Source organism: Bacillus sp. H1a (assembly GCF_000633475.1).
GTDB lineage: Bacteria > Bacillota > Bacilli > Bacillales > Bacillaceae_G > Bacillus_A > Bacillus_A paramycoides.
The window spans coordinates 23,296-48,099 of sequence record NZ_AYMH01000015.1 but is presented as its reverse complement, the minus strand read 5'-3'; the positions used below and the strand labels follow the sequence as shown (position 1 = coordinate 48,099).

Sequence of the window (24,804 nt, the reverse complement as noted above, 5' to 3'; positions counted from 1 at the left end):
TGAATTAGCATTCCCTGCAAAAAAGCCAAATTCCAATAAAGGATTTGGCTTTTTTTAGTATTTTAACGGGGCTTCTCCTATTGAGAAACGAGATGTTTTACATGTCGTTTTTTCGTATCATCTTCTGTCAGAATAGAAGTTATGTAATCAATGATATTCCGGTTATCATAAATAAAGGTATGCTCTAATTTGTTATCCTCTTTTAATAATATCGGTAAGTATCTTTGTAAATTGCTAACTACACCTCTGTTATCACCATCTAATATCCAATCGATTGACTTCCATTCTAATATTCCTTCAGCCGTGCTTAATGGTGTGTCCATATGTACTCCATCTGGTAAATCAGCAAGGAATACATACATTCCCTCACTATCCCGAGGCTCGTCTTTATCTTTAAAGATAACATTCCCCTTATACGTTACACTTTGAAGCTGAATTCCCGTTTCCTCAAACGTTTCTCTAATTACTCCTTCATATGGGGTTTCATTATCCTCAATTTTACCGCCAACACCATTCCACATTCCCATTGTCGGCTTTTTGTTCCTATTCAAAAGGAGTATGGTATCCCCTTTTCTAATGAAGCATATTGTGTACTTATACATACTATCATATCCTTTCTATTTCCTAACCGTTAACTTAATATAAAAGCGTTACTTATCATCGCCCTAACAGGAGCACTTGAGGATGAAAAGGTTCATCTAATTCATTCGTTGTTTTTTGAAGAAAATAAAATAACTAGACTAAACTAGTCTAGTATTTTCATTTTCGAAAAAGGATAATATATAAATTCCACCTTGCCAATAACGTTATCTTCTTCAATATATCCTAAGCCATTTCGACTATCCCTACTATACTCACGATTATCTCCCATTACAAATAACTTATTTGGTGGAATCTTTGTCTTTTGAAAGTTGTAAAACACTTGTGTATTGTTATATAGGTCTTTATTTATATACGGTTCATCTTGCTTTTTGTCATTAACATATACACTTCCATTCGTTATGTTAATGACATCACCAGGAAGTCCTATTACGCGTTTTACATAATATTTCGATCCATCTTCTTCTTTAATAATGACGATTTCTCCGTGCTGTATGTCAGAAACATGTACAGCAGCTTTATTTACAAATACGTAGTCTTCTTCATGTAAAGTCGGTTGCATTGATTTCCCTTCAACTTTACATAAGGTAAAAGACTGATACACTACTACCAAAACAAATATAAATAGTATGTACTTTCCCCAGCCGCCCTTGATCTCCTTTTTCATATGTATTCCCACCTTATCAAAACACTTTTCAGCTCAAAAATATATCACTGCACAATATGGTTTCATCTGTGCAGTGATATACTACAATTTTAATTTCGTTTTTTACTGTACATTATTCGGCTGTTGTGCGACCGGGACTGCACTTACACCTGATCTCTGTGCTTTCAAATCAAAATACGCATCCAAAATTTCTTTACCAATTGCAGAATTAATACCTGATTTATCATTATTCACCCACGGTACAACAACAGAAAAAGCTACTTCCGGATCAGCGTCATATGGTGCATAACCGGCGAGAGTTAAATTATAACATTTTTTTCGGTTATTGTTCTCATCTCTTCCAATATCACTTTCCCCACCATATACCGTCTCTGCTGTTCCTGTTTTTCCAGCCGGTTTATACGGTAGACCTTTAAAAGTTCCAGTACCTGTCCCATCAGCTTCTTGGAAAACTCTTCTAAACCCTTCTTTTACATGATTAATATATGTAAGATCCATATCCACTCGATTTAACACGACTGGTTCCATCGATTGAATGACTTTTCCTACTTCCTCTGGTCTATTTGGTTGCTCTCTAATTTCCTGCACAATTTGTGGTTTCATCCGGTAACCACCATTTGCAATTGTTGACATATATTGCACTAGTTGCAGCGGCGTATATGTATCATATTGTCCAATCGCATAATCAAGTAAAAAACCTGGTATATTATCCGTCCTACCTATTTGACCTATCGATTCATTTGGTAAATCTATGCCCGTTGGTACGCCTAAACCAAATTGTCTAAAATAATAACGCATTTTATTAAATGCTTCTTGTTTTATATCTAACGGATTGTTTGCTACGTAATCAACCCCTGCAATTTTTAAGGCCGTATTAAACATGTAGACATTGGATGATACTTGCAATGCTCTTAAATCATCAATATCTCCAAAGTCTTTCCACGATTTCTTCGGCTTCGAACTTCCTTTAAAGAACATTGGGGCATCAAAGAAGTGTGTATATGGCTTAATCGCTTCTGTTTGATATCCCGTTAATACCGTAGCTCCTTTCACCGTTGACCCTAACTCATACGAGCTTATCATCGTTCCTAAAGCGTAGTCTTCTATTTGCATTCCACCGTCTTTATTTACAATTTTCTTCCCTGCCAATGATAAGATTTGGCCATTTTTTGGATTCATCATAACGACGAACGCACGGTCCATCATCGGTTCTGAAGAATGAAATGCCCTTAAATTTTTTTCAAGACTTTCCTCCACTTTCTTCTGTAGATCCATATCAACTGTTAATATTAAATTGTTTCCACTTTTTCCTTTTGTCACTTTTTCAGTCCGAATAATATTTCCCGCTTTATCAGTAATATTTTTAGACTGTTCTTTTGTCCCATGCAGTGCATCTTCGTATTGTTTCTCGATGTAACTCTTACCGATACGATCATTTCGGTTATAATCTCGTACTAAATAATAGTCTAATTGCTCCCTCGGTAATCCTTCATTCTCACTAGAAACACTACCAAGTACAGAACGGAGTATTTTGTCATTTGGGTATTCACGCTCCCAATCTACAGTCGTATCTACGCCTGGCAAGCTCGACAACCTTTCACTAACTACTGCGTATTCATTTTGACTAACATCTTTTTTGACAATTTGGGGCGTCATTTTATATCCCGCATTCATTTTACTTTTAATTGCTAGTACTTCTATATCTTCTTTTGAAAGCTCATTTAATTCTTCTTGTGTAATTCTTTCCCTTCTCAGTTCTTCCACTTTTTTATCTAAGTCTTTTCCTTCTATTTTCTGCTCTCTAAATGTATTCTCATCATCTTTTGTTACTTTTTTTGCTGCACGCTTTTCATTTAACTGCATCCAAAAGTCTTTTTTATCTGTCTCTGTTAACTTGTCCATATCTTCTTGTGGCATTTCGATTAACTGCGCTAATCCTCTTGCTACTTTTAAAACTTCCTTCGAGTCTACCCCTTTCATTTTCGTGTATGTAACTGTTCGTAACGGTTTATTATTAACAATAGGTTTTCCTTCTCGGTCAAACATTTTCCCTCTAGGTACAGGAGTACTCACCGTTACATCTTCCTTTTTATTCACTTCATTTCGATACGTTTCTCCGTCAATGATTTGTACTTTACCTAGCTGAATAATAATAGCTGAAAATAAAAGAAATACGACAAAAAATAATACATTTAATCGAAATGGAATATGAGTCTTTTTCTTTTTCGACTGTTTCTGCTTCTCCTTTTTCTGTCTCATTTTGCTCCCTCGCTTCATTCTATTAACATTTCTCTACATGAAAAAATACGTTCACTACATTGCACGCAAATACATCATTATGTATCAAATTTATTTATATGATATATATAGAATTTTATATTAATTACAAAAGAAAGAAAAGATTTAATTTTCAGTTTTCTGTATTCATGCCCTATTTATTACCATTCCCCTTACTAAGCAATAACATGAATATATTTCATACAAAAAAACTGAGGTGGCCACCATTCACCTCAGTTTTTTAATCAAATCATTTTTCTTTCATTGAAGATAGGCTTTCTACAAATTCACCAATCTTATTTTGAAAAACATAATCAAAATTATATTCTTGTCCTGTTAACTCTTCATTTACTAAAATTGTTGTTGCCCCTACTTCTCTCTTTGCCATTTCCGGGAATGAAGCGACAGGCTGTACTTTTAATGACGTTCCCATTACGAGAAGTACATCTGTTTCATATAAACGTTTTATCGCATTTTGATATTGTGGTAACGTATCTCCGTATAAAACAACATCTGGATTTAGAATGAAATTACATTTCTCACAGCGCGGCACTTCATGATCAATCATATACTGTAAATCATATCCCGCTTTACACTTCGGACAATGTGCAGTTTGAAGTGTTCCATGTAAATCAATTACATGTTTACTTCCACCTAATTGATGCAAACCATCAATATTTTGCGTTAAAATCGTTATGTCTTTTCCTTGTTCCTCTAGCTCTGCTAAAAAGCGATGCCCACGATTTGGTTTATATTGATGAAACGTATTAATTTGAAATATTTCTTTATAATGCTTCCAAAATTCTTTCGGACTTCTATTATAATAGCCTCTTGATAAATACATCTCTACATTCGCATCAGCATATAATCCATTTGCTGAACGAAAATCAGGAATTCCACTTTCCGTGCTTGCACCAGCACCTGTTAACACTGTAATTTTCTTTGCTTTTTCTAATATCGAACGTACTTCCTCATATTGCTGCACAAAAATCACCTCTATGTATATTCATACACTATATTATACCAGTTGTTTACAGAAGGTGTTGTACAATTCGCTTTATTTAATGCGTCGCGCCCCCGCATTCAACAATATCTATTTCCACTTCTGTTGTTACCTCAACTGCTAATTGTATCCCTTTACGAATCGTAGAAAGTGACATACTCGGTTGCCCTGGATAATTACTCGCTTGTTCTGGTAGGAACGGAATATGAACAAAACCACCTTTTATTTTCTTATCATGTTTCTCTAGTTCATGCATGAGACCATAGAATAAGTGATTACAAACGAATGTACCTGCAGTTTGTGAAACGGAAGTTGGTATACCTTCTTCGCGAAGTCTTTTTACGATTGCTTTCATCGGAAGTGTAGACCAATACGCAATAGGGCCTTCTTCTACAACCGGTACATCCACCGGCCTGTTCCCTTCATTATCAGCAATTCTTGCATCGTCAACGTTAATTGCTACACGCTCTATCGTAATATCTGCTCGCCCACCAGCTTGTCCAATACATATAATAATGTTAGGAGTCAGCTCTTCTATATACGCTTTTAATACTTGTATTGATGTATGAAATACGGTTGGAACTTGTTTACTAATAATCTTGTACTCTCCGATTGTTTTTTCATGCAAACTTTTTGCGACTTCCCAAGCTGGATTGATGCTTTCTCCGCCAAACGGATCAAATCCCGTTAGTAATACTGTTTTCATAGTTTCACTCTCCTAATTAGAAACGATATACAAGACCATACATTATAAACATATTTATAATGAAAATCGAAATAGCAATTGGTACTTGCGCCTTAATGACAGCATTTTTATCTTTCAGTTCTAAAAGCATCGCTGGAACGATATTAAAGTTTGCCGCCATTGGAGTAATCAACGTTCCGCAATATCCAGCAAACATGCCGAGTGCTGCCATAATCGCTGGATTCCCCCCATGCATTTGTACAATTAGAGGTAACCCGATTCCGCCAGTAATTACTGCAAATGCTGCGAATGCATTCCCCATTACAACTGTAAACAGCATCATTCCTAAACAATATGCCATAACAGCAACGAACGGATACTCTGTCGGTAATACTTGTCCGACTAAATCAGAAACAACTTGTCCAACGCCAGACTTCGCGAAAATACCGCCAAGCGCCGCTAACATTTGTGGTAAAATAACAGCCCAGCCAACAGCTTGTAATAATCTACTTCCTTCTTGAACAGGCGTTGTTATTTTCGCCTTTGTGATGCGCATCGCCGCTACGAAAGCGAGTAACGCTCCTAATGCTAGTGCAATTAATGTCACTTTATCAGGATCAACAAGTGCGACATTTCCCCATTTGATTTTTCCTAACGTTAGCGTTCCGATAATTGTAAAAATAGGTATTAAAAGTGCAGGCATGAAAATTTTATTTTTTAATTTCTCAGCATGTTTCACACGTTCTTGTACTGGTACTTCTTTCTCCTGAGATTTTGTTACTTTATTTAATGAAGCTAAAACGACCATGACAAGTACAATACAGCCAACATAAAACGAAGGGATTACATTTCCAAATATAAATGTAACTGCAAACAATGCCCAAAATAAACTAGAACCAAATCGGTTTGGATGCTCACGATCAAATGCAATCCGAACAGCGATAAATGCAACGATTATACCTAATATATAATAAATTGTATCCATTGTTATTACGTTCATCTTATATAGCCTCCTTCTCTTGTTTTTCTTCTGCCTTCATTGTTTTCTCTATATACTTATCAAACCTTCTAAACCTAATCCAGCTCACAATAAGGGCAGATATCGCAGTTGGAATTCCCCAAAGCGCCATATCCCATACACCGACATGCATTCCTACTGAATCGAAGAACCCTTTCATTAATAAAATGGCACCAGTTGCGATAAAAATATCTTCTCCGAAAAACCAAGCTGTGTTTTCCGCAGCTGCTGCGTTTGCTTTAATCTTCTCTCTTAATTTTTCAGGAAGTTTACCATACCTACCTTGCGCAGCTCCCTCTGCCATTGGTGCAACAAGTGGTCTCACTGTTTGCGCATGACCACCAATATTAAGTCCAAGTGCCGCTGAAGATTCTCTTATCGTAAAATATGACATTAATACTCTTCCAGTTGTAGCTCCTTTTGACTTCGTTATAAGTGCCTCTGCTCTTTCCTTTAGCCCATAACGCTCTAATATCCCGATTACAGGTAAAGTTAACAATATTGGCATAGACATATATCTGTTTTCTACGAAAAATTTACCGAACATGCTGATCACATCATAAAAGCTTAAGCCTGAAACCATACCAGTAACAATACCTGCAACCATAACTACTAACAGTGTATTTAATCTAAATAAAAAACCAACCGCAACAAGTAAAATTCCAATTAATTTCACCATTTGTAACACTTCCCCTCATTTTTTATTTTGGTGCACTTATAGAAATACCGTTAAGTTCGAATGTTCTGTATATTCTCCCCGCAAATTGTACTGCTTTCTCTCCATCTCCATGTAAACATATCGTTTGCGCCTGAAGTGCTACTTTCCCTCCAGTAACTGCTTCTACATACCCTTCTTTCACCATTTGAAGTACTTGGTTTATTGCTTCGTCTTCATTTTTTATAAGAGCATTTTCTTCTGTACGGCTTGTTAAAGTTCCATCCTGCTTATACGTACGATCAGCAAAAGCTTCTTGTACGAAAGTTACTTTATACTTTTCGGCCGCTCGCGTAAATGCATCGCTATTCGCTAATCCGTAAAGTAATAGTTCAGGGTTTATATGAGAAATTGCCTTTGCGATTGCATCCGCAATTTCCGAATCAGTTGCCGCCATATTATATAGGGCACCGTGCGGCTTTACATGATGCATATTTCCTCCAGCAGCTTTAACAAACCCTTCCAATGCGCCAATTTGATATAAAACATAATCGTATACTTCACTTGGTGAAACGTGCATGTTCCTTCTCCCAAATCCAATTAAATCAGGAAATCCGGGATGCGCTCCGATTGCTACATTATGTTGTAATGCTTTTTCAACTGTTTGCCGCATAACGGTCGGATCACCAGCATGAAAGCCACAAGCAATATTTATTGAGGAAACGAACGGAAGAATTTCATCATCATTCCCCATTTTATAAGCTCCAAAACTTTCTCCTAAATCACAGTTTAAATCAATTGTAGTCACGATGTTTCCCTCCTAATCTCAGCTTCGTAAAGCGATGAATTTCTTTACTAGACTCATATTTTCTTCCTGCTTTATATATAATTGTTCAGCTTCTTCCATAGAGATTTTTTCAAAAGTTACATAGTCTCCTGGTTTCAACTGCGCTAGAAGAGGTAAATCTACTGAAATGACATTTCCAATTCTCGGATAGCCGCCTGTCGTTTGTCTATCTGCCATTAATATAATAGGCTGTCCACCATTCGGTACTTGAATTGTTCCAAATGTAACTGGACTCGATAAAATTTCTATCTCTTCAACCCTATTTAAAACTTCTCCGTCAAGCCTATACCCCATACGATCAGCATAATTGGACACTTTATACTCTTTCGTAAAATACGACTTTGTACTTTCTTCTGTAAATTGATCATATTCAAAGTCTGTTATAACGCGAAGAGTAGGATGCTTCTTATATTTTGGTAACGCCTTGTTACAAATTGCCCACTTCGTTTTTATACGCTTTTCTTCTTGTAAGTTTTGTATGAAACGACTCGCAACTTCTGGTCGTGTACCAATTTGAAAATAGTCTCCTTTTTTCAGCATTCTCCCTTCCATACCGCCAATAGCAGCACGTATGTAAGTACTTTTGCTTCCCATCGTACGATCAATATCGATACCGCCCGCAAAGGTCACATACGCCCTACACCCGCTTTTCGCTTTTCCGAAACAAAGCATGCTTCCTTCTTCAGCTAACACGGGACGCCATAACGGAATACGTTCTCCATTTAATAACGGTTCCATATTTGCCCCGCCAATCGCTAATAAAGTCGTTTTCTTTATTAACAATTTAGGCCCCATTATCGTAATTTCGAGTCCTGCTTCATTCTCTTCATTGCCAACTAACATATTAATCATCCTGAGTGCGCTCTTATCCATAGCGCCTCCAACAGGTACACCATATTGTTGATAATGATAACGTCCTAAATCTTGGACTGTTGTAAACATCCCAGCATGCAAAACCTCTACATCCATTCTTTAGCCCCCTCTAACGATACGTACTCTTCCTTTGTTATCGGGATAAAACGTAAATACATACCGCTTTGAATATAGGTAGGTGTTTCTTCTTTTGAATTAAATAAAAGGATTGGTGTTCGGCCAATAATATTCCATCCGCCCGGCGTTTCAAGCGGATAAATACCTGTTTGATTTCCGCCAATACCTACTGAACCAGGTGCGATTTGTAACCGTGGTGTTTCTTTTCTAGGTGTTTCTAATTCTTCCGGTAATCCTCCTAAATAAGGGAACCCAGGTGTAAAACCTAACATATACACAAAATACGTCGTTTCACTATGTATTCGAATAACATCCTCTACTTGTAACCCATGATAATACGCGACCTCTTCTAAATCTGGCCCATATTCTCCCCCGTAGCAAACTGGTATGGAAATATGTTTCACATCCCTTTTCATTTCTTCCTTATAAGTATCATATAGCCCATTTATGTACTGGCATACGTAATCATATGGTCTTATATTTCTATCATTTTTCTCCCATACTTCGAACAAATTGTAGTACACCGCTAATGAAGTAAATGACGGCACACATTCTATCATCCCTGAAAATGGATGTTGCTGCAGTGCTTGAAATAATCGCTGTACTTTTTCATATATGTCCATCCCGATTTCTTCACCAAATGTAACAATAATTGCTTGATCTCCTAACGTAGAAAATTTCATCCCATTCCCTCTTTCTACTCCCAAAAGCCGAGTTCTTTCGAAATGCGGTACGCTGTTTCTTTCACTTTCGCAATAAAATATGGAATGTTACTTTCGCTATATTCAATTGCTAATCCTGAAATACTAATACCCGCTACAACAGTTCCATCATTTGCGAAAATTGGCGCTGCTATGGCCGCTGTATGATTTTCTAATTCAGAATAACTAATTGTATACCCTTCCGTTTTCGCCATATGTAATACTTCTAGCAAATGCTCTTTATTAACAATCGTTCCATCTGCAAATTGCTTTAAATTTATTGCCTCTACATATTTCCTTTTCTCTTCCTCAGAAAAATACGATAGTAAAATTCTCGGACATGCGCCGGCATACAGTGGAGCTCTTCTTCCAACCGCCGTATAAACACGTACCGGCTGAACTCCTTCCATCTTTTCAACATAAATTGCATCATTACCATCTTGAATAATTAAATTAACTGCCTGTCCTAAACTATCTCTAAGCTCTTTCATATATGGAATCGCAATATTTCTTACCGATAACCTTTGTGAAACAAGTTGACCAAATCGTAAAAAAACGACTCCGAGACGATACTTACTCTTTTCTGTTTTTTGTAAAAACCCCATCTCTTCTAACGAACCAATTAAACGATAAACAGATGTTTTCGGCATATTCGTAAGCTGAACCATCTCTGTTAAACTTAGCTCCTCATGTTCATAAAACAACTCCAAAATATCCATTGTCTTAACTGCCGTTTTATTTATATTCATCCTATCTCCTTTTTGTTCCGAATTCCGGAACTTGAATTCCGTTTTTCGAAACAAATATATAATTAAAAATTATAAAATATTCTTTAAATTCTATCAATATATTTTTGAACAAATAAAAAAGTATGGAAGAATACCTCTCCCATACTTACTCTACACTTTATAACGCTCTTACTTGTTTCAATGGCCAGAAAACAGCTTGTCCTTTTCCGACAATTTCATCTTCTGAAATAAATCCAAACATACGACCATCCTTAGAAACTTCACGATTATCTCCTAAAACAAACACTTGACCTTCTGGCACTTTCGTTTTCCCTGTAATTTGTTCTAACGTAAAATCAGGAGTTAATACACGACCAGCTGCTTTTTCTTTATATTCTTTTAAATACGGTTCTTCCATCGCTTTTCCGTTTACATATAAAACATCATTTTTATACTCAACTGTATCACCTGGTAAACCAATTACTCGTTTTACTAAATCATACCCTTCTTTTCCGTGGAAGATAATAACGTCAAAGCGATCTAATCCATTAATACTATAACCAATCTTATTAACGAGAACTCGCTCATTATTTTCTAGAGTTGGCATCATCGACTCACCTTGTACTAATGAAGGTGTAAATAATATCCCTCGAACGATAAAAGCAATCCCAAGTGTAATCCCTATCGTTTTAATCCATGAGATTACTTCTTTTTTCGTATTTTTCTTCATCTTTTCCCCTCTTCTCTAACATGACAACTATTTTGTTAATTGTACTAGCTCTTGTACTAACTTTGAATCAATTTCAGCAAAACATGATTTCTCTTCTCTAACCGCTGTACCTACATGTGCCTGCGCGATTCCAGTTTCATCTAACAATTGTTTTACATTCTCTTTCGTTACTCCGCCTCCGACGATTAGCTGTATATTCCCTTCACTTTCCTTTTGCATCTCTCTAAGCACCGGAATATTATCTACTACATTTCCTTGTCCGCCTGAAGTTAACACGTGAGTAACTTTATTGAATTTCTTCAAAACTTTCATCGCTTCTGCCGGATTCTCTGTATCATCTATCGCACGGTGATACGTTACATTTATTCCATCTACAACAGATAATAAATCTGCTAATTTCTCTGCATCAACTTCATTTTGTTCATTTAATACACCTAATACAACACCAGCAGCCCCAAGATTTTGAGCAACTTCAATATCTTCTTTCATCATTTCAATTTCTTCTTCCGTATATATAAAAGACTTCGCATGCGGACGAATCATGACATGAACCGGTATTTGTACTGCTTCTACTGCTTTTTTTATAAAGGCATAACTCGGTGTTAAACCACCTTCTGTATACGATGAAATGAGTTCAATTCGATTTCCACCAGCCTTTTCAATTCGCTTCACATCTTCTAAACAAGTTGCAATAACCTCTAGCATGAGATAACCTCTTTTCGTGCTTTTTTCTCATTATACAGTAGTAGAAATAAGAAACCTAGCTTTCTCCTATAAAACTATAAAAAGAAGAATGAAAAGAAAGATTTTTTCAAACGATACACCTCTTGAAATATCAGAAAAATAAAAAGACCTCTTAGAGACACGCTGCTCTAAGAGGCCATTCTTATCAATCTTTATTATAAAACAACAGTTATAAAGCGATTGTATGTGGCTTACGAAAATATTTACTTAGCTTTCTTAAACGTGAGTGATTTACCTTTTGTTTCTTTTACTAACATGATACATGAGATTGAAATAATACTTGAGATGACTAAATAAATTGAAATTGGGATAGAACTATTAAATTTATTTAGGAGACTTAATGAAATTAATGGTGCCAATGATCCTGCCAAAATTGGTGCTACTTGATAACATAAAGACAAAGCTGTATATCTGATGTGCGTTGGGAATAACTCTGTCATTAATGCGGAGTATGGTGAATACGTCATCGATTGTATGAATAGACCAATAGTAATGGCAGTAATAATTAACCAATCATTTCCTGTATCCATCATTGGAAACCCGATAAATCCCCAAAATGCAGTTAAAACAGCTCCTGTCATATAAATCGGCTTCCGTCCCCACACATCACTTAAGTGTCCCATTAATGGGATGAGGAAAAAGTGAATTGCATGAGCACCAAACATTAATAATAAAATTTGTGAAGTATCTTTATTAACCGCAAGTTTTAAATAACTAATAGAGAAAGTGACCACTATATAGTATAAGATATTTTCTGCAAAACGAGCTCCAATACCAGCAATAATCGCTTTTTTATGATCTCTAATCACTTCTATAATACCCAATTGCTGTTTTTCTAATTGAGCTTGTTTTTCTTGTGACTCTTTGAAAATAGGGGCATCGTCTACACTTTTACGAATCCAAAGACCAATTAGGACGACAACAGCAGAGAACCAAAATGCTACACGCCAACCCCAGTCCATAAATTGCTCGGGGCTTAAATTTTTAGATAAAAGTAATAGGATAATTGTTGCTATTAAATTCCCTAATGGTACGCCTGCCTGTGGCCAGCTTGCCCAATATCCACGTCTATCACTAGGGCTGTGCTCAGATACTAAAATAACAGCTCCACCCCATTCTCCACCAAAAGCAAATCCTTGAATTAAACGTAAAGTAACGAGTAAGATCGGAGCCCAATACCCAATACTGCTGAATGTCGGAATACATCCCATTAAGAAAGTCGTTATTCCAACGATAATTAAACTAAGCTGTAATAAATTTTTACGCCCAAATTTATCACCATAATGACCAAAAACAAGTCCGCCGATAGGTCTAGCTAAAAAGCCTACCGCATAGAGAGCAAATGCAGCCAGGATGCCATCAATAGCACTTCCCGTTTGTTGGAAAAATAATTCTCCAAAAACGAGAGCAGAAGCGGTTCCATATAAGAAAAACTCATACCATTCAGCCACAGATCCAATCATCGATGCAACAACAACTTTTTTTAGCTGCTTATTATCTGTTTTCCCCATGTTTACTCCCCCAAAAATAGCAGATTCAGATTATTATGAATGAACGTACCAAATTACTTTTGTCATCACATATTGTTCAAAAGCTTCTAATCCATTATCTTTGCCACCAAAGCCAGATTGTTTAAAGCCACCAAATGGGGTGGTGATATCCCCTTCACTAAAACCATTCACAGAAACGGTTCCAGCTTTAATGGCACGTGCCACACGCATCGCTCGCTGTACATTTTGGCTATAAAAAGAAGCAGCTAACCCGTAAGAGGTGTTATTAGCAAGGGCAATTGCTTCTTCTTCCTTTTCGAACGTACTAACCGCTAAAATCGGACCAAATACTTCATTTTGGAACAATGTCATGTTAGCGGTTACATTTTCGAAAATAGTTGGTTCTATGTACCAGCCGCTGCCCACATCACTGTGAACTTTCCCTCCAGCAACTAGGCTCCCTCCTTCTTGAAGCGTAATATCCAAGAACGACTTCACTTTATTAAAGTGTGCTTCTTCAATCATGGGGCCAATGGCAACTGACTCATCCATCGGGTTACCTAATTTCCAGCTTGTTAAGCCAGACTTTAATTTTTCTAATAATTCCTCTTTGACAGATTCATGTACGATCAAACGGGAACCGCAGCTGCAGTTTTCACTCATATTCCAAAAGGCAGCTGATAAAATATGCGGAACAGCCGCATCCAAGTCAGCATCTTCAAACACGACCTGTGGGCTTTCGCCACCACACTCTAAGACAATTTCTTTAAGGTTACTTTCTGCTGAATATTTTAAGAAATACCTGCCGACTTCCGTTGATCCGGTAAATGATACAATGTCTACATCCATGTGACGCCCTAATGGTTCGCCTACTTTTTCGCCTAAACCACAAACTAAGCTTAAAGCGCCTCTTGGAACACCTGCTTCATAATCAAGTTCAATCATACGGTAAGCACTGAGTGAAGTTAATTCCGCTGGTTTTACAATAACAGAATTCCCTGCAGCTAATGCAGGTGCCACTTTCCAAGCAAACATTTGCGCGGGAAAGTTCCAAGGTAATACCGCACCAACAACGCCAATCGGTTCAGTAACAATCAAACCCAAAGCATCTTTACCCGTAGGAGCTACTTTGCCAAAGAGTTTATCAATTGCTTCAGCGTACCAATAAAATGTATCAATCGTTGCTGGCATGTCAGTATTTAAACATTCAGTAATCGGTTTTCCAGCATCTATACAATCTAAGGCAGCCAGTTCTTCGCTATGTTCTTCGAGCAATTGTGCCCAGCGGATCATCACTTTCTTACGCTCATTAGGGGATAATTGACTCCAAATCCCTGCTTCAAATGTCTCCCTCGCTACTTTAACAGCCGCATCTACATCCCGCTCATCACCATCGGCAATGTAGCCAATTAAGCTATTGTCGATGGGAGTGCGGTTTTCTAATTTGTCGGCAGTACTCGTAAAACCATCAATTAAGTTGCCTGCCCATAGCTTTCCTTCTTTAGCAAGGGCAAAAACTTGTTCTCTTGATACAGTCATTTGTCTCTCCTCCAGATTATTTATTAAAGAAAGCTAAGAATTCCACCTTTTCCTTTTCTGATAAATCAGATAACGGGAGGCGTACCGAGCCAACGTTAATCTCACCTTTTAAGCAGCCTAGTTTGGCTTTTTGGTTGTAGTTACCAGATTCCATTGAATGAATAGCTGGGTAGATTCCGCGCATAATTTGTCGAGCCTTGTCCCAATCACCAGCTTGCGCAGCATTAAACATGGAAACTTGCTCTTCTGGGAACACATTCCCTGCACCAGCAATCCAGCTTTTCGCACCCCAGAAGAAAAAGTCTATAGGTTGATCATCACAGCCACAAATTACTTCAAAGTTCTCAAATGGGGTTTGTAGTAAGCGTAAAGCACGACTAAAGTCACCACTACTCTCTTTAATACCGACAATTTTCAGATTTTTAGACAGATGCACCACAGTTTCATACTCAATTTCAATGCCAATGCGCGCAGGAAAATTATACATGATAATCGGTAAATCGGTTGCTGATGCCACAGTTTCATAATGGGCAATCACACCCGTTTGGTCAGGCAGGCTATAAGGAGTTGGTGACAACATTAAGCCTTCATAGCCCAATTCTTTCGCTTGCTTGGCACGGTTAACCGCCCCCTCGGTTGATAAATCATTGATACCTGCAATTAAAGTTACGCGACCTTTAGCCACTTCTGCCACAGTTTTTAAAACAGTTTCACGTTCTACTTCGTTTAAGGCGTAATATTCGCCAGTCGTGCCACACACCACTAAACCAGTAACACCTTTATCAATAAATATGTTAGTCAATTGCTTTAAAGTATCTACATCTAAACTTTTATCATTTTTAAACGGGGTGACCAACGGAACTAAAATACCATGAAAATTCATCTTCATTCTCCTTAAGTGTTTATTTTTTAGTAATATATTACTTCAATTTTAAAATCAAATTTGAAGTAACACTTCAATTATTCATGATGATAACACACTGATTTTTTAATGTAAATGTAATTTTCTGAATATTTTTAAAGATATTTTTCTTTTTTTTTGAGCTATTATCACTTACTATTTAAGTGGCACTTCATTTCAAAGTGAATTTCTTTTCATCTTGAGGTTACATCCAGCACCCCACTAAATAAATTTCCCTAGAATAGTAATCATGATTAATATCAGTTACAGGAGTGGAGAAAAGTGAACGATTTAATTGGAGTAAAAATAAAGAGTTTGAGAAAAGAGCGTAAGTTAACATTAAAACAAATTGCTGATCAGACAAATCTTTCAATCAGCTTTTTATCGCAAGTCGAACGATCAAAATCATCTATAACGCTCGAATCATTGAAAAAAATTTCTGAAGCACTCGGTGTCAATCCGAGCTACTTTTTTTCAGAGTCTGGAAAGCAGGCAACACCAACAGTTATGAGAAACATCATTAGTAAGACGAACACTCTACATAACCAATTTTTTTATAGGGATTTAGCGGGCAACATTGAAAATCCACTATTTAATCCTATTTTAGTATTGCTTAACCCAGGTGCTAAAAAAGAGGATCCTTATTCACATTCGGGGCAAGAATTTCTATACGTTCTAGAAGGACAACTGACGCTCCTCATTGACAATGAGGAGCATGTTTTGAATCCTTATGATTGTATTTTCCTAGATTCAACAACACCTCACAATTGGGTGAATAAAACAGATTCGATTGTAAAATTCCTTTGCGTTTCAAGTATTCCAGTATAAGTTTCAACGGGTTCATTAGACATGTTCTATGATTGAGGTAGCTGCGAGTCATTCGTCTGAATCACTTGCAGCCCTTTCGAAACCCCGTTAATCATCTATAAAGAAACAAGATTTTTTCTTCGTAACACCTCCTCTCTCCTTTATAATTATTCTGTGAATTTAAATAATCAACCACACCTCTTATTTATAAAAAAAACGACGAAAAGACTATTCCAAAAGATCGATTGAACGTTCTTCTGAAACAGCCTCTAATTTAAACTACGACCGAAACGCCGCATCCGCCAACATAGACAATGTCGCATCATCCATCGGCGGATTGTGCAATCCTGCTCTGACGTTTAAATAATAACGATGAAGCGGATTTTTTTCTGATAAACTTTTCGCTCCGACGATACGCATTGCTTTATCTACAATAGATATAGCCGCGTTTGTTACAACATATTTCACTGCCGCTAGTTCTGCTTGCAATGAAAGTTTATCTTCTGCCTCATCGTATTTTTTCGCAATTTGATATAAAAAGACACGAGCTTGCATAAGCTCAAGTTCTAATTCTCCAACTAATCTTCTAACATTCGGTAATAAACTAATAGCATGATTTAAACTATTTGGCTTGTATGATTCCGCAAACTGAACTGCATAATTTCTTGCCGATTGTGCGATTCCTAAATAACATGCTGGTATATGAAGTAACCAACCAATTCCCTTCGTTTTAACCTTTGAACCCTTTATATCAGTGAAAAAACGATCCGGTATCTCTACATTTTGTAATACAAGATCATGGCTAGCAGTCCCTCGCATTGAAACGCTATCCCAAGTTTCTTCAATTGATACACCTAACGTATTCTTTGGAATGACAAACTCCCCGATTTCTTCCCGGCCTTCAATACTTGCTGAAATAATAAAATAATCTAGCACTGGTGCCATCGTCGTAAAAATTTTTCTTCCATTTATAATCCACTTATCACCTTTTTGAGTTGCTACTGTTTCTGGTTTCCCGCCGCGCGTAGGACTACCTGTCTTCGGTTCTGTTGAAGCTCTATTAAAAAGTGCACCATTACGCACTTCCTTACAAAACCAAATGAACATCTCCTCGTTCCAAGAACGGTTTTCCGCTAATTCCTTTACAATACCGAGATGCCATCCAATTGACAATGCGGTAGCACCACAGCCTTCTGCTATTTTCTCTTGAAATAAAACAAAATCGTATAAGGAAATCGCATTGCCTCCCAATTCTTTTGGCAACGTTAATTTTGTATATCCGATATCTTTCAAATTATTAATATTTTCATACGGAAATGACCCTAATTCACTTAGTTGATGCTCCCTTTCCATGAACTTCGGAATCAATTTATTTATTTGTTCAATAATTAAAGATTGTTCTTCTGTTTCAACAAATGAGAGTGCCATACTATAATCTCCTTTATGTTCGATTCATAAACCGTTCATTTTGTCATTATGATTATATGAAGCTACCTCTCTATTGTTTCACTATTCCGATAAAAATACAATGTTTTTGAACAATAAGAAAAGTTCCTATATAAAGATAGATTCTTTTCTTATATTAATCCCCTTTCAATGCCTTTAATGGCAAAGAGGTTACATATCCAATATACGAGAATAATTCTTTAAAAAAGAATGGGATTTCTGTATCTAACGTTTTATATGCTGACGTTGGAGTCGGTGATGCATATGCTTCAATATTAATATGTTTTGCGATTCTCATTGCGCGTTTCATATGAAGTGGATCACTCACGATCGTATATGTGCGTATTCCATTCTCTATTCCAACTTGCTTTGCATTTTTTAAATTCTCTTCAGTGAAAAGGGATTTTGTTTCAATTAAAATATCCTCCTCTTTTACACCTTGTTTCAATGCATATACTCTAGCAGTACGCGCTTCCTCAAGCTCTGCTTCAAACTTTGTACCACCTGTAAAAATAATCTTTTTAATATTTCCGTTCTTATATAAAGAAATCGCATGATTGATTCTTTCTTTAAATACAGGAGATGGTTTTCCGTTCCATGAAGCTGCTCCTAGTACGATTCCAGCATCCGTCTTCACATCATCTTCTGTTTTAAAGCGGTAACTCCAAATATCGTAAGCGGCATAGCTTACATATAAAATAATAGAACAAATCATAAGCAAGAACACTTGCAAGATTCTTCTTTTCTTACTTTTCTTACTCTTCTTATTTTCTTTCATTAATAATTGCCTCCGTACATCATCCATACTTCTATATAAAAACGTATATATCAAATCATTTTGTTTGAATTTGTTTAAAAGAAGGAATTTTTCTTGTTATATATGTATTAAAGGGTTTTCATTTAAAATTGAGGATTATCAATTCATTTTTCGTTTGCGGTTTTCATTACATTTGTGTAATTTATAAGTTTATTACCATACAACTACATTGTAACGAATTTTTTCTCATAATGGAATGATGAAACAAAAGTAACTAAAAGAAGTAACAGTTTTGTAAGAAAAAAGGCATATTTTTCATCTACACGATCCATATACCTTTCCTATTATGAATTATAATTTTTCTTTATACGACTCTAACTTTTCTGATAACCGTTCTTTCACAACTGGCCATTCACTTGCAATAACACTATACACAACAGCATCTCTCACATGTCCGTTTGGCAATCTTCTTTCATTTCTAAGTACGCCTTCTTTTACTGCACCTAGCCTTTCAATTGCTCTTTGTGCTTTCTCATTTCTTACATCAGTCTTAATTTGAACCCTCAGCATATGTAACTTTTCAAAAGCGTACTCCAGTAACATATACTTACACTCTGTATTTATACTCGTACGTTGTACACTCGGGTCATACCACGTTTGTCCTAACTCAACTGTCTTATCTTCAACTGAAATGTTATATAAGCGTGTACTTCCTACAATTTCATTTGTCTTTTGATCAACAACTACAAATGGTAAATCCTTACCTGCCCCATAAGCCTTTATCGCCTTTTGAACATATTGCTGCATATCTTGAACAGTATTCATTTTAGAGATTAAATACGCCCAAATATCTCGATTTCCTTCCACGATTGAAAACATTTTTTCGACATCATTGCTATCCATTAACCGTAACTTTGCTCTTTCGTGAATAATTTCCATTTATACCCCTCCTCGCTTGTAACTATATCATACAAACTAGTATTACATTATATTTATAATATAATATTTTTAAGGAACCCACTTTTATATAAAGCGAGTTCCTTCTTTTATTTTAATTTTACTTAGCCTAATTCAATTTTACTCAACAACTCTTTCTTAGGACCAAACATACGAATTCCTTGTCGAATATAATCATCCTATATGGGGTGTGAAGGTTCATCAATAATCGTTAATATCGTACCGATTAAAGCAACATATACGCAATCGGCGTAATAATAAGCAACGTTAAAATCGTTCTTTGCACATATAAAACAATAAGTTCAGATACTTTTAACGGAATATCTGTCGATAATATACAAGGAATTGATGCGGAGAAAAATAAAATAGATGATACCGAAACAACCGCAATTACAAACTTTGTCACGAGCGGTGCACTTACAACTAAAAGTGAAGGTAAAAACATTTCTGCAATACCAACTGATGCTGCTTTAGCAGCTAGTTCCGCTTCTGGAAGTTGTAGTAACCAAGTGAATGGGTAAAAAATATAACTAACCCAATCAAATATTGGCGTAAACTTTGCTAAGACGATACCAATTAACCCTACTGACATAATCGATGGTAAAATTCCCATCGTCATAATAAATCCATCTTTTAAATTCACTGCGATATTTTTCATAATACTCGGTGCAGTTTTTGATACTTCTAATGCATCTTCCCAAGCTCTCTCTAACATTTTCTCTTTATAAACGGGCTCTGGGAACCCTTCTTTCGTAATATATGTATCTGGCTTTTGGCTAAGTGGCGGGATTCTTACGGTGATAGCAGTCACAATAAATGTTACAACAAGCGTAGTCCAAAAGTACATATTCCATAGATGCATAATATCTAATGTTTTTGCGATGATGATCATAAATGTTGCGGACACTGTTGAGAAACCTGTGGCGATGATTGCTGCTTCTTTTGTCGTATACTTCCCTTCTTTATACACGCGGTTAGTAATAAGAAGCGCAAGTGAATAGCTTCCAACGAAGGAAGCAACCGCATCAATTGCTGATCGTCCTGGTGTATTCCATAACGGTCTCATAATCGGACGGCAAAATGTACCGATAAATTCAAGTAATCCATATCCAACTAATAGCGCTAAAAACGCCGAGCCAATTGGAACGAGTAAACTTACCGATATTACTAACTTCTCATACAAAAATGGCCCAACATCTGGCGCAAAGAACCAAGCTGGTCCTACTTTCAAACAATATAATACGCCAAAAACAACGCCGACTACTTTTAAAATAGAAAAACAAATGTCTACGATAGATGCATTCCATTTCTTCGTATAAAATGGATAAACCGCACCAATTACCATAACAAGCAGTGCATAATAAGGTACTACAAAAGGAACAGTAGCTCTTATCCACGATACGATATGATCAATCATAATAGACGAAGCACCGTTAATCGTAACAGGTACGAAAAACATAAACACACCAACTAGACTAGCGAGTATAAACCGAAGAATAATCCCCTTCTCTCGCCCTGTCTTAATTACATTACTTTTTAATTCAATTTCACTCAAAATTCGACACCTCCTATTATCTAAATATTCTGTATAATAATGTTAGATTCCTTCTTTTGATTTTGAATATTTAATCATATGAAAAAGCCTATTTTGAAATATACAGATCAAAATAGGCTTTTTCTATTACCTCTCATAATCATCCACAATCACTTGAATCACACGACAAGATTCTTCTGCCATTCTTTTATTACTATTTCTATTCGCATCATATGTAATTAACGCCTTCCAAAGCGCCCACCCTCTCGCTCTATTCCAAGTTTCTTCATCCATACACAATACTTCTTTAAATACGTTTCTACTATTTTTATCAAAAAACGTCCATGCCATCGCTGCATCACAGGCAGGATCTCCTACTCCTAAAATACCAAAATCAATTACGGCACAAAGCTTTCCATCTTTAATGAGTAAGTTCCCCGGCGCTATATCTCCATGAACCCAAACTGGTGTGCGTTCCCATGTTGACCGAAGTGCTAAATCCCAAAGATGCTTTAATAATGTTTCATCAAAAACGTCCTTATTATTTTCAATAGCCACTCTCGCTTCGTCATCATATACAGATATAAGCCCGCCCCGGTAAAAATTATGTGCTCCAGCTATTGGGCCGTTACTCGCATCAATTGATTGTAATTCTATTAAAAATGCTCCTAAGTCCGCTGCAAATTCATCTAAGTCACGAACATTTTCTTTCGTAACCGTCTCTCCTTCTATCCATTTATTAATAGACCAAGGCCACGGATACTCTGCAGACGGATTTCCTTTCGCAATTGGTGAAGAAATTGGTAAAGTGATTTCCTTACTTAATATAGGAAGCCACTTGTTTTCTTTCTCTACTTGCGGTACATATGCCGCATCACTTGGTAATCTTACACTCATCTGTTTCCCTAAATGAAACGTTCTATTATCATGCCCGCTAAATTTCACTGGCTTAATTTCTAAATGTTCCCATTCTGGAAACTGTTCTTGTATTAATTTTTCAACTAAACTTACGTTAATTGGATTCATTCATTTTCTCCTTTTCTTTTGAAACTTACTAAGCCCATCCGTACTACCGATATATTCAAAACTACATCGTTTATAAAAATCATTCAATGTACGATTATGCCCGACACAATCTAACTTCAAATACTCTTTATCACTTTGTACATTCTCTTCTACCCACTGTAAAATCCATTCTCCTATTCCATTCCCCTTATACTTCCGTTTCACCGCAAATCTATGAATATATAATGAATCAGAAACTTCCTCCTTACCAAAAATACGTTCATCCCACTCATTTTGTTTAGAAGATACTGTAACCGTACCGACAATTTCATCTTCTTTCACAACAACATACGTATATTTCTTGCTTATGCCTTCTAGTATTTCAGCCGTAGCTTCCCCTCCTAAAAGATACTGCCATTGATTCACTTCTTTATCTTGTAGCCACTGTGCTACTTCTTTTAACAAAGTAATAATGCTTTCACTTTCATCTTCAGTAGCAATTCGAATTGTATATTCTTGAACTGTATTTCTCTCCATATTTCTGTTCCCCTTTCAGATTTTTTCTTCTTCCTTTATTGATTTTTGTTTTATACATTATATACCAAAACCAACTACTATATCTTAACTTTATAACTTGTATTTCATCACAAAAACCGCTCCACTACTAGTGAAACGGTTTTAATTCCTCATTTTAATATAAATTATATTAAAATTTCCCATCAAAAAATCCGGCTCGAACCTTTCGATTTGTTTTTTATTTTGATTTCGTAAAAAAATATAAAAACCACACCGCATGATTTTGTTCATCTGCAGCTATTCTGCGTAACAACTCTTTCAGATGCGCATCCGATGTTTCATCTGAAATTTCCAAATAAAAATCTACTGTCCTTTGCTCATCTTGTATAGCGAATTCTAATCCTTGTAAGTACGTATTAGGGCATTCTTCCGTAATCTTTGGTTTAGGCCGCTGACCAGTTAAATTTGTATAGATTTGTACAAAGTTTTGAAAATGCTTTATTTCATCATTACGAATTTCAAGAATCTGATTTCGTTCTACTGGATTTAGAGCCATGTTAGCTAATTTCGCATAGCAGCTTATAGCGCTATATTCTCCGTTTATAGCTTTTTCAATATCACTTATCAACTTATCATTCTGCCTATACCAATCATGATAATTCGAATTATACATCGTATCCCCTCCATAATTTCGCATAATATTTTATGCATTTTGAAATAGTAGGAGCATGTATATATAAAGGAACAGCAAATACTAATTCTTCACTCACCTTTAAAACATTGAAATAACATTTCTTTCACTAATTTATTTCCTTATCGATTTCACTACAACAAAACCACTTCACTACAAGTGAAGTGGTTTTTACTTTTAAGCATTCAATTCTGCTTTATGTCCCTTTACTGCACTACGTTTTAAAGCAGTTGCTAGTATGATAACCATACTTACCACACCAATCCAAACGAGCACAATAACAGGTGTATTCCAGCTTAACCCTTTTCCAAAGAAGAATATTTCCCTGAGTCCTTCGATCATAAACTGCATTGGCAACCATGAGTGCACCCAATCTTGATAAAATGACGACAACATTTCAGGTGCTAACGATAATAACGGTGCTCCAAAGAATAGTAATAGAGCGAATAACCCGATTCCCTTTAGTCCGACTAATGAAAGTACCGCAGAAATCATTAAGAAGAAGCTAAAAGAAGTAATGGATAAAAATAAAGCCGTATCCGATAAATTCGGGATATTTAATCCTACCATTCCATCCGCTATCCATGTAAGACCAAATCCAATTACAAGCGCTGCAACTGCTCCTGTTACTATTTGTTTTACTTTTAATACAAAGTTTTCTTTTCTTGTACCTACCGGCATTTTACTAATGGCAATAAAGATGATTGCTGCGCTCGCTAAACTTGCAATCCATAACGGTTGGAATAAAGAAATTGGCGAGTTACCGTTTGCACTATTTTTTCCGATTTCATTCACATTTGTCACTTTCTTTACAATAGGTGTTACTAATTTCGAAACTTGGTCTGCTGTTAATGTAGTTCCTTTTGCTTTAAATCCTTCTAATAGTTGTGTACGAACATTATTGTTCATATTATCAAATACGCCATTTAACATTTGCCCTGCCATAGTTGAAGCAGCCATATTCATTCCTTGATTAATATATATTTCTACCTCTGGCGAAGATGGCTGTGGTGTTCGTAACGATGCTTGTTTTACGCTAAAGTCTTTCGGAATGACTAATGCTGCATAATACTCTTGATTATTTAAACCTTTTTGAACTAATTCCTTATTTTTTACTTCTACCCATTTCACCGCAGGTTCTTCATCCGTTTTTGATGTTTTTTTGATCATATCAACAATCGTTTGCCCCATATTCATTTTCGCTTGATTCGGAATTTCCACTCCTTGATCCTCATTCACAATTGCTATTGGCAAGTTTTTCGGCTTAGGTTGAACTGTTGGAAATAACGTTAATGAAAAAATAAAAACAACAAGTAGTGCAATGACTGGTGACAAATATAAAAGCTTATTTTTAAACATTTTCTGTTCTCCTCCTTTAATTTTAGTTACAATAAATGAACAACGTGTTGTTTATTTATATTTTGAATTATATGTTTGAGCTAAATCTTATTCAATAATCAAAAATCGTGAATGTGTCGGTTATAAGACACATTTTTGAAATGTGTTGACTAAAATT

25 protein-coding genes are annotated in these 24,804 nt (G+C 36.1%); 1 reads left to right on the top strand and 24 read right to left on the bottom strand.

Features of this window, described 5'->3' with window-relative positions:
* Nucleotides 1-77: 77 nt before the first annotated feature.
* From U860_RS0106440 to dapA, 16 genes are all read right to left on the bottom strand, one after another.
* A complete protein-coding gene (locus U860_RS0106440) occupies nt 78-602 on the bottom strand; it encodes an 8-oxo-dGTP diphosphatase (protein ID WP_025147836.1) in 525 nt (174 codons plus the stop codon).
* 143 nt (nt 603-745) lie between these two features.
* Nucleotides 746-1,267, bottom strand: a complete 522-nt coding sequence (lepB, locus tag U860_RS0106435; protein ID WP_025147835.1) for a signal peptidase I — start codon at nt 1,265-1,267, stop codon at nt 746-748.
* A 102-nt stretch (nt 1,268-1,369) separates the two neighbouring features.
* Nucleotides 1,370-3,544, bottom strand: a complete 2,175-nt coding sequence (locus U860_RS0106430) for a penicillin-binding protein 2 (RefSeq protein ID WP_205206297.1) — start codon at nt 3,542-3,544, stop codon at nt 1,370-1,372.
* Between the two features lie 250 nt (nt 3,545-3,794).
* On the bottom strand, nt 3,795-4,538 hold the full coding sequence (locus U860_RS0106425; protein ID WP_081806629.1) for an NAD-dependent protein deacylase: 744 nt from the start codon (nt 4,536-4,538) through the stop codon (nt 3,795-3,797).
* A gap of 67 nt (nt 4,539-4,605) precedes the next feature.
* On the bottom strand, nt 4,606-5,253 hold the full coding sequence (pcp, locus tag U860_RS0106420) for a pyroglutamyl-peptidase I (protein ID WP_025147832.1): 648 nt from the start codon (nt 5,251-5,253) through the stop codon (nt 4,606-4,608).
* A 16-nt stretch (nt 5,254-5,269) separates the two neighbouring features.
* Entirely contained in the window at nt 5,270-6,232 is a 963-nt protein-coding gene (locus U860_RS0106415) for a DUF979 domain-containing protein (RefSeq protein ID WP_025147831.1), read from the bottom strand.
* Nucleotide 6,233: 1 nt separating this feature from the next.
* A complete protein-coding gene (locus tag U860_RS0106410) occupies nt 6,234-6,929 on the bottom strand; it encodes a DUF969 domain-containing protein (protein ID WP_025147830.1) in 696 nt (231 codons plus the stop codon).
* A gap of 22 nt (nt 6,930-6,951) precedes the next feature.
* On the bottom strand, nt 6,952-7,713 hold the full coding sequence (pxpA, locus tag U860_RS0106405) for a 5-oxoprolinase subunit PxpA (protein ID WP_025147829.1): 762 nt from the start codon (nt 7,711-7,713) through the stop codon (nt 6,952-6,954).
* A gap of 18 nt (nt 7,714-7,731) precedes the next feature.
* On the bottom strand, nt 7,732-8,721 hold the full coding sequence (locus U860_RS0106400; protein WP_025147828.1) for a biotin-dependent carboxyltransferase family protein: 990 nt from the start codon (nt 8,719-8,721) through the stop codon (nt 7,732-7,734).
* Nucleotides 8,712-9,425 (bottom strand): 5-oxoprolinase subunit PxpB, encoded by a 714-nt coding sequence (gene pxpB / locus U860_RS0106395; RefSeq protein WP_025147827.1) that lies wholly within the window; start codon nt 9,423-9,425, stop codon nt 8,712-8,714. The genes U860_RS0106400 and pxpB overlap by 10 nt, the downstream gene beginning before the upstream one ends.
* A 14-nt stretch (nt 9,426-9,439) precedes the next feature.
* A complete protein-coding gene (locus U860_RS0106390) occupies nt 9,440-10,192 on the bottom strand; it encodes an IclR family transcriptional regulator (protein ID WP_025147826.1) in 753 nt (250 codons plus the stop codon).
* 157 nt (nt 10,193-10,349) lie between these two features.
* On the bottom strand, nt 10,350-10,901 hold the full coding sequence (gene lepB / locus U860_RS0106385; RefSeq protein WP_025147825.1) for a signal peptidase I: 552 nt from the start codon (nt 10,899-10,901) through the stop codon (nt 10,350-10,352).
* Nucleotides 10,902-10,928: 27 nt separating this feature from the next.
* A complete protein-coding gene (locus tag U860_RS0106380) occupies nt 10,929-11,606 on the bottom strand; it encodes a copper homeostasis protein CutC (RefSeq protein ID WP_025147824.1) in 678 nt (225 codons plus the stop codon).
* 242 nt (nt 11,607-11,848) lie between these two features.
* On the bottom strand, nt 11,849-13,156 hold the full coding sequence (gene abaF, locus U860_RS0106375) for a fosfomycin efflux MFS transporter AbaF (protein ID WP_029952877.1): 1,308 nt from the start codon (nt 13,154-13,156) through the stop codon (nt 11,849-11,851).
* A 33-nt stretch (nt 13,157-13,189) separates the two neighbouring features.
* Nucleotides 13,190-14,674: an aldehyde dehydrogenase gene (locus U860_RS0106370; RefSeq protein ID WP_025147822.1), complete on the bottom strand. Its 1,485-nt coding sequence runs from the start codon at nt 14,672-14,674 to the stop codon at nt 13,190-13,192.
* Between the two features lie 16 nt (nt 14,675-14,690).
* Complete coding sequence (gene dapA, locus U860_RS0106365) at nt 14,691-15,557, bottom strand: 4-hydroxy-tetrahydrodipicolinate synthase (protein WP_025147821.1); 867 nt, start codon at nt 15,555-15,557, stop codon at nt 14,691-14,693.
* A gap of 300 nt (nt 15,558-15,857) precedes the next feature.
* Between dapA and U860_RS0106360 the strand changes: the two genes are divergently transcribed.
* Complete coding sequence (locus U860_RS0106360) at nt 15,858-16,403, top strand: XRE family transcriptional regulator (protein ID WP_025147820.1); 546 nt, start codon at nt 15,858-15,860, stop codon at nt 16,401-16,403.
* Nucleotides 16,404-16,661: 258 nt separating this feature from the next.
* On the opposite strand, the gene U860_RS0106355 is transcribed toward U860_RS0106360, so the two are convergent.
* From U860_RS0106355 to U860_RS0106315, 8 genes are all read right to left on the bottom strand, one after another.
* The gene (locus U860_RS0106355) at nt 16,662-17,810 is read right to left on the bottom strand and encodes an acyl-CoA dehydrogenase family protein (protein WP_025147819.1); all 1,149 of its coding nucleotides are present in this window, start codon (nt 17,808-17,810) and stop codon (nt 16,662-16,664) included.
* Between the two features lie 154 nt (nt 17,811-17,964).
* Entirely contained in the window at nt 17,965-18,606 is a 642-nt protein-coding gene (locus U860_RS0106350; RefSeq protein WP_002172567.1) for a YdcF family protein, read from the bottom strand.
* A 330-nt stretch (nt 18,607-18,936) separates the two neighbouring features.
* Nucleotides 18,937-19,524: a GNAT family protein gene (locus U860_RS0106340; protein WP_025147818.1), complete on the bottom strand. Its 588-nt coding sequence runs from the start codon at nt 19,522-19,524 to the stop codon at nt 18,937-18,939.
* A 244-nt stretch (nt 19,525-19,768) separates the two neighbouring features.
* Nucleotides 19,769-21,097, bottom strand: a complete 1,329-nt coding sequence (locus U860_RS0106335) for a YjiH family protein (RefSeq protein WP_025147817.1) — start codon at nt 21,095-21,097, stop codon at nt 19,769-19,771.
* Nucleotides 21,098-21,223: 126 nt separating this feature from the next.
* Complete coding sequence (locus U860_RS0106330; RefSeq protein ID WP_025147816.1) at nt 21,224-22,102, bottom strand: aminoglycoside phosphotransferase family protein; 879 nt, start codon at nt 22,100-22,102, stop codon at nt 21,224-21,226.
* Nucleotides 22,103-22,618: a GNAT family N-acetyltransferase gene (locus tag U860_RS0106325; protein WP_025147815.1), complete on the bottom strand. Its 516-nt coding sequence runs from the start codon at nt 22,616-22,618 to the stop codon at nt 22,103-22,105.
* 217 nt (nt 22,619-22,835) lie between these two features.
* Nucleotides 22,836-23,270, bottom strand: a complete 435-nt coding sequence (locus tag U860_RS0106320) for a ferritin-like domain-containing protein (protein ID WP_025147814.1) — start codon at nt 23,268-23,270, stop codon at nt 22,836-22,838.
* Nucleotides 23,271-23,465: 195 nt separating this feature from the next.
* Nucleotides 23,466-24,647, bottom strand: a complete 1,182-nt coding sequence (locus tag U860_RS0106315; protein WP_025147813.1) for an ABC transporter permease — start codon at nt 24,645-24,647, stop codon at nt 23,466-23,468.
* Between the last annotated feature and the right edge of the window lie 157 nt (nt 24,648-24,804).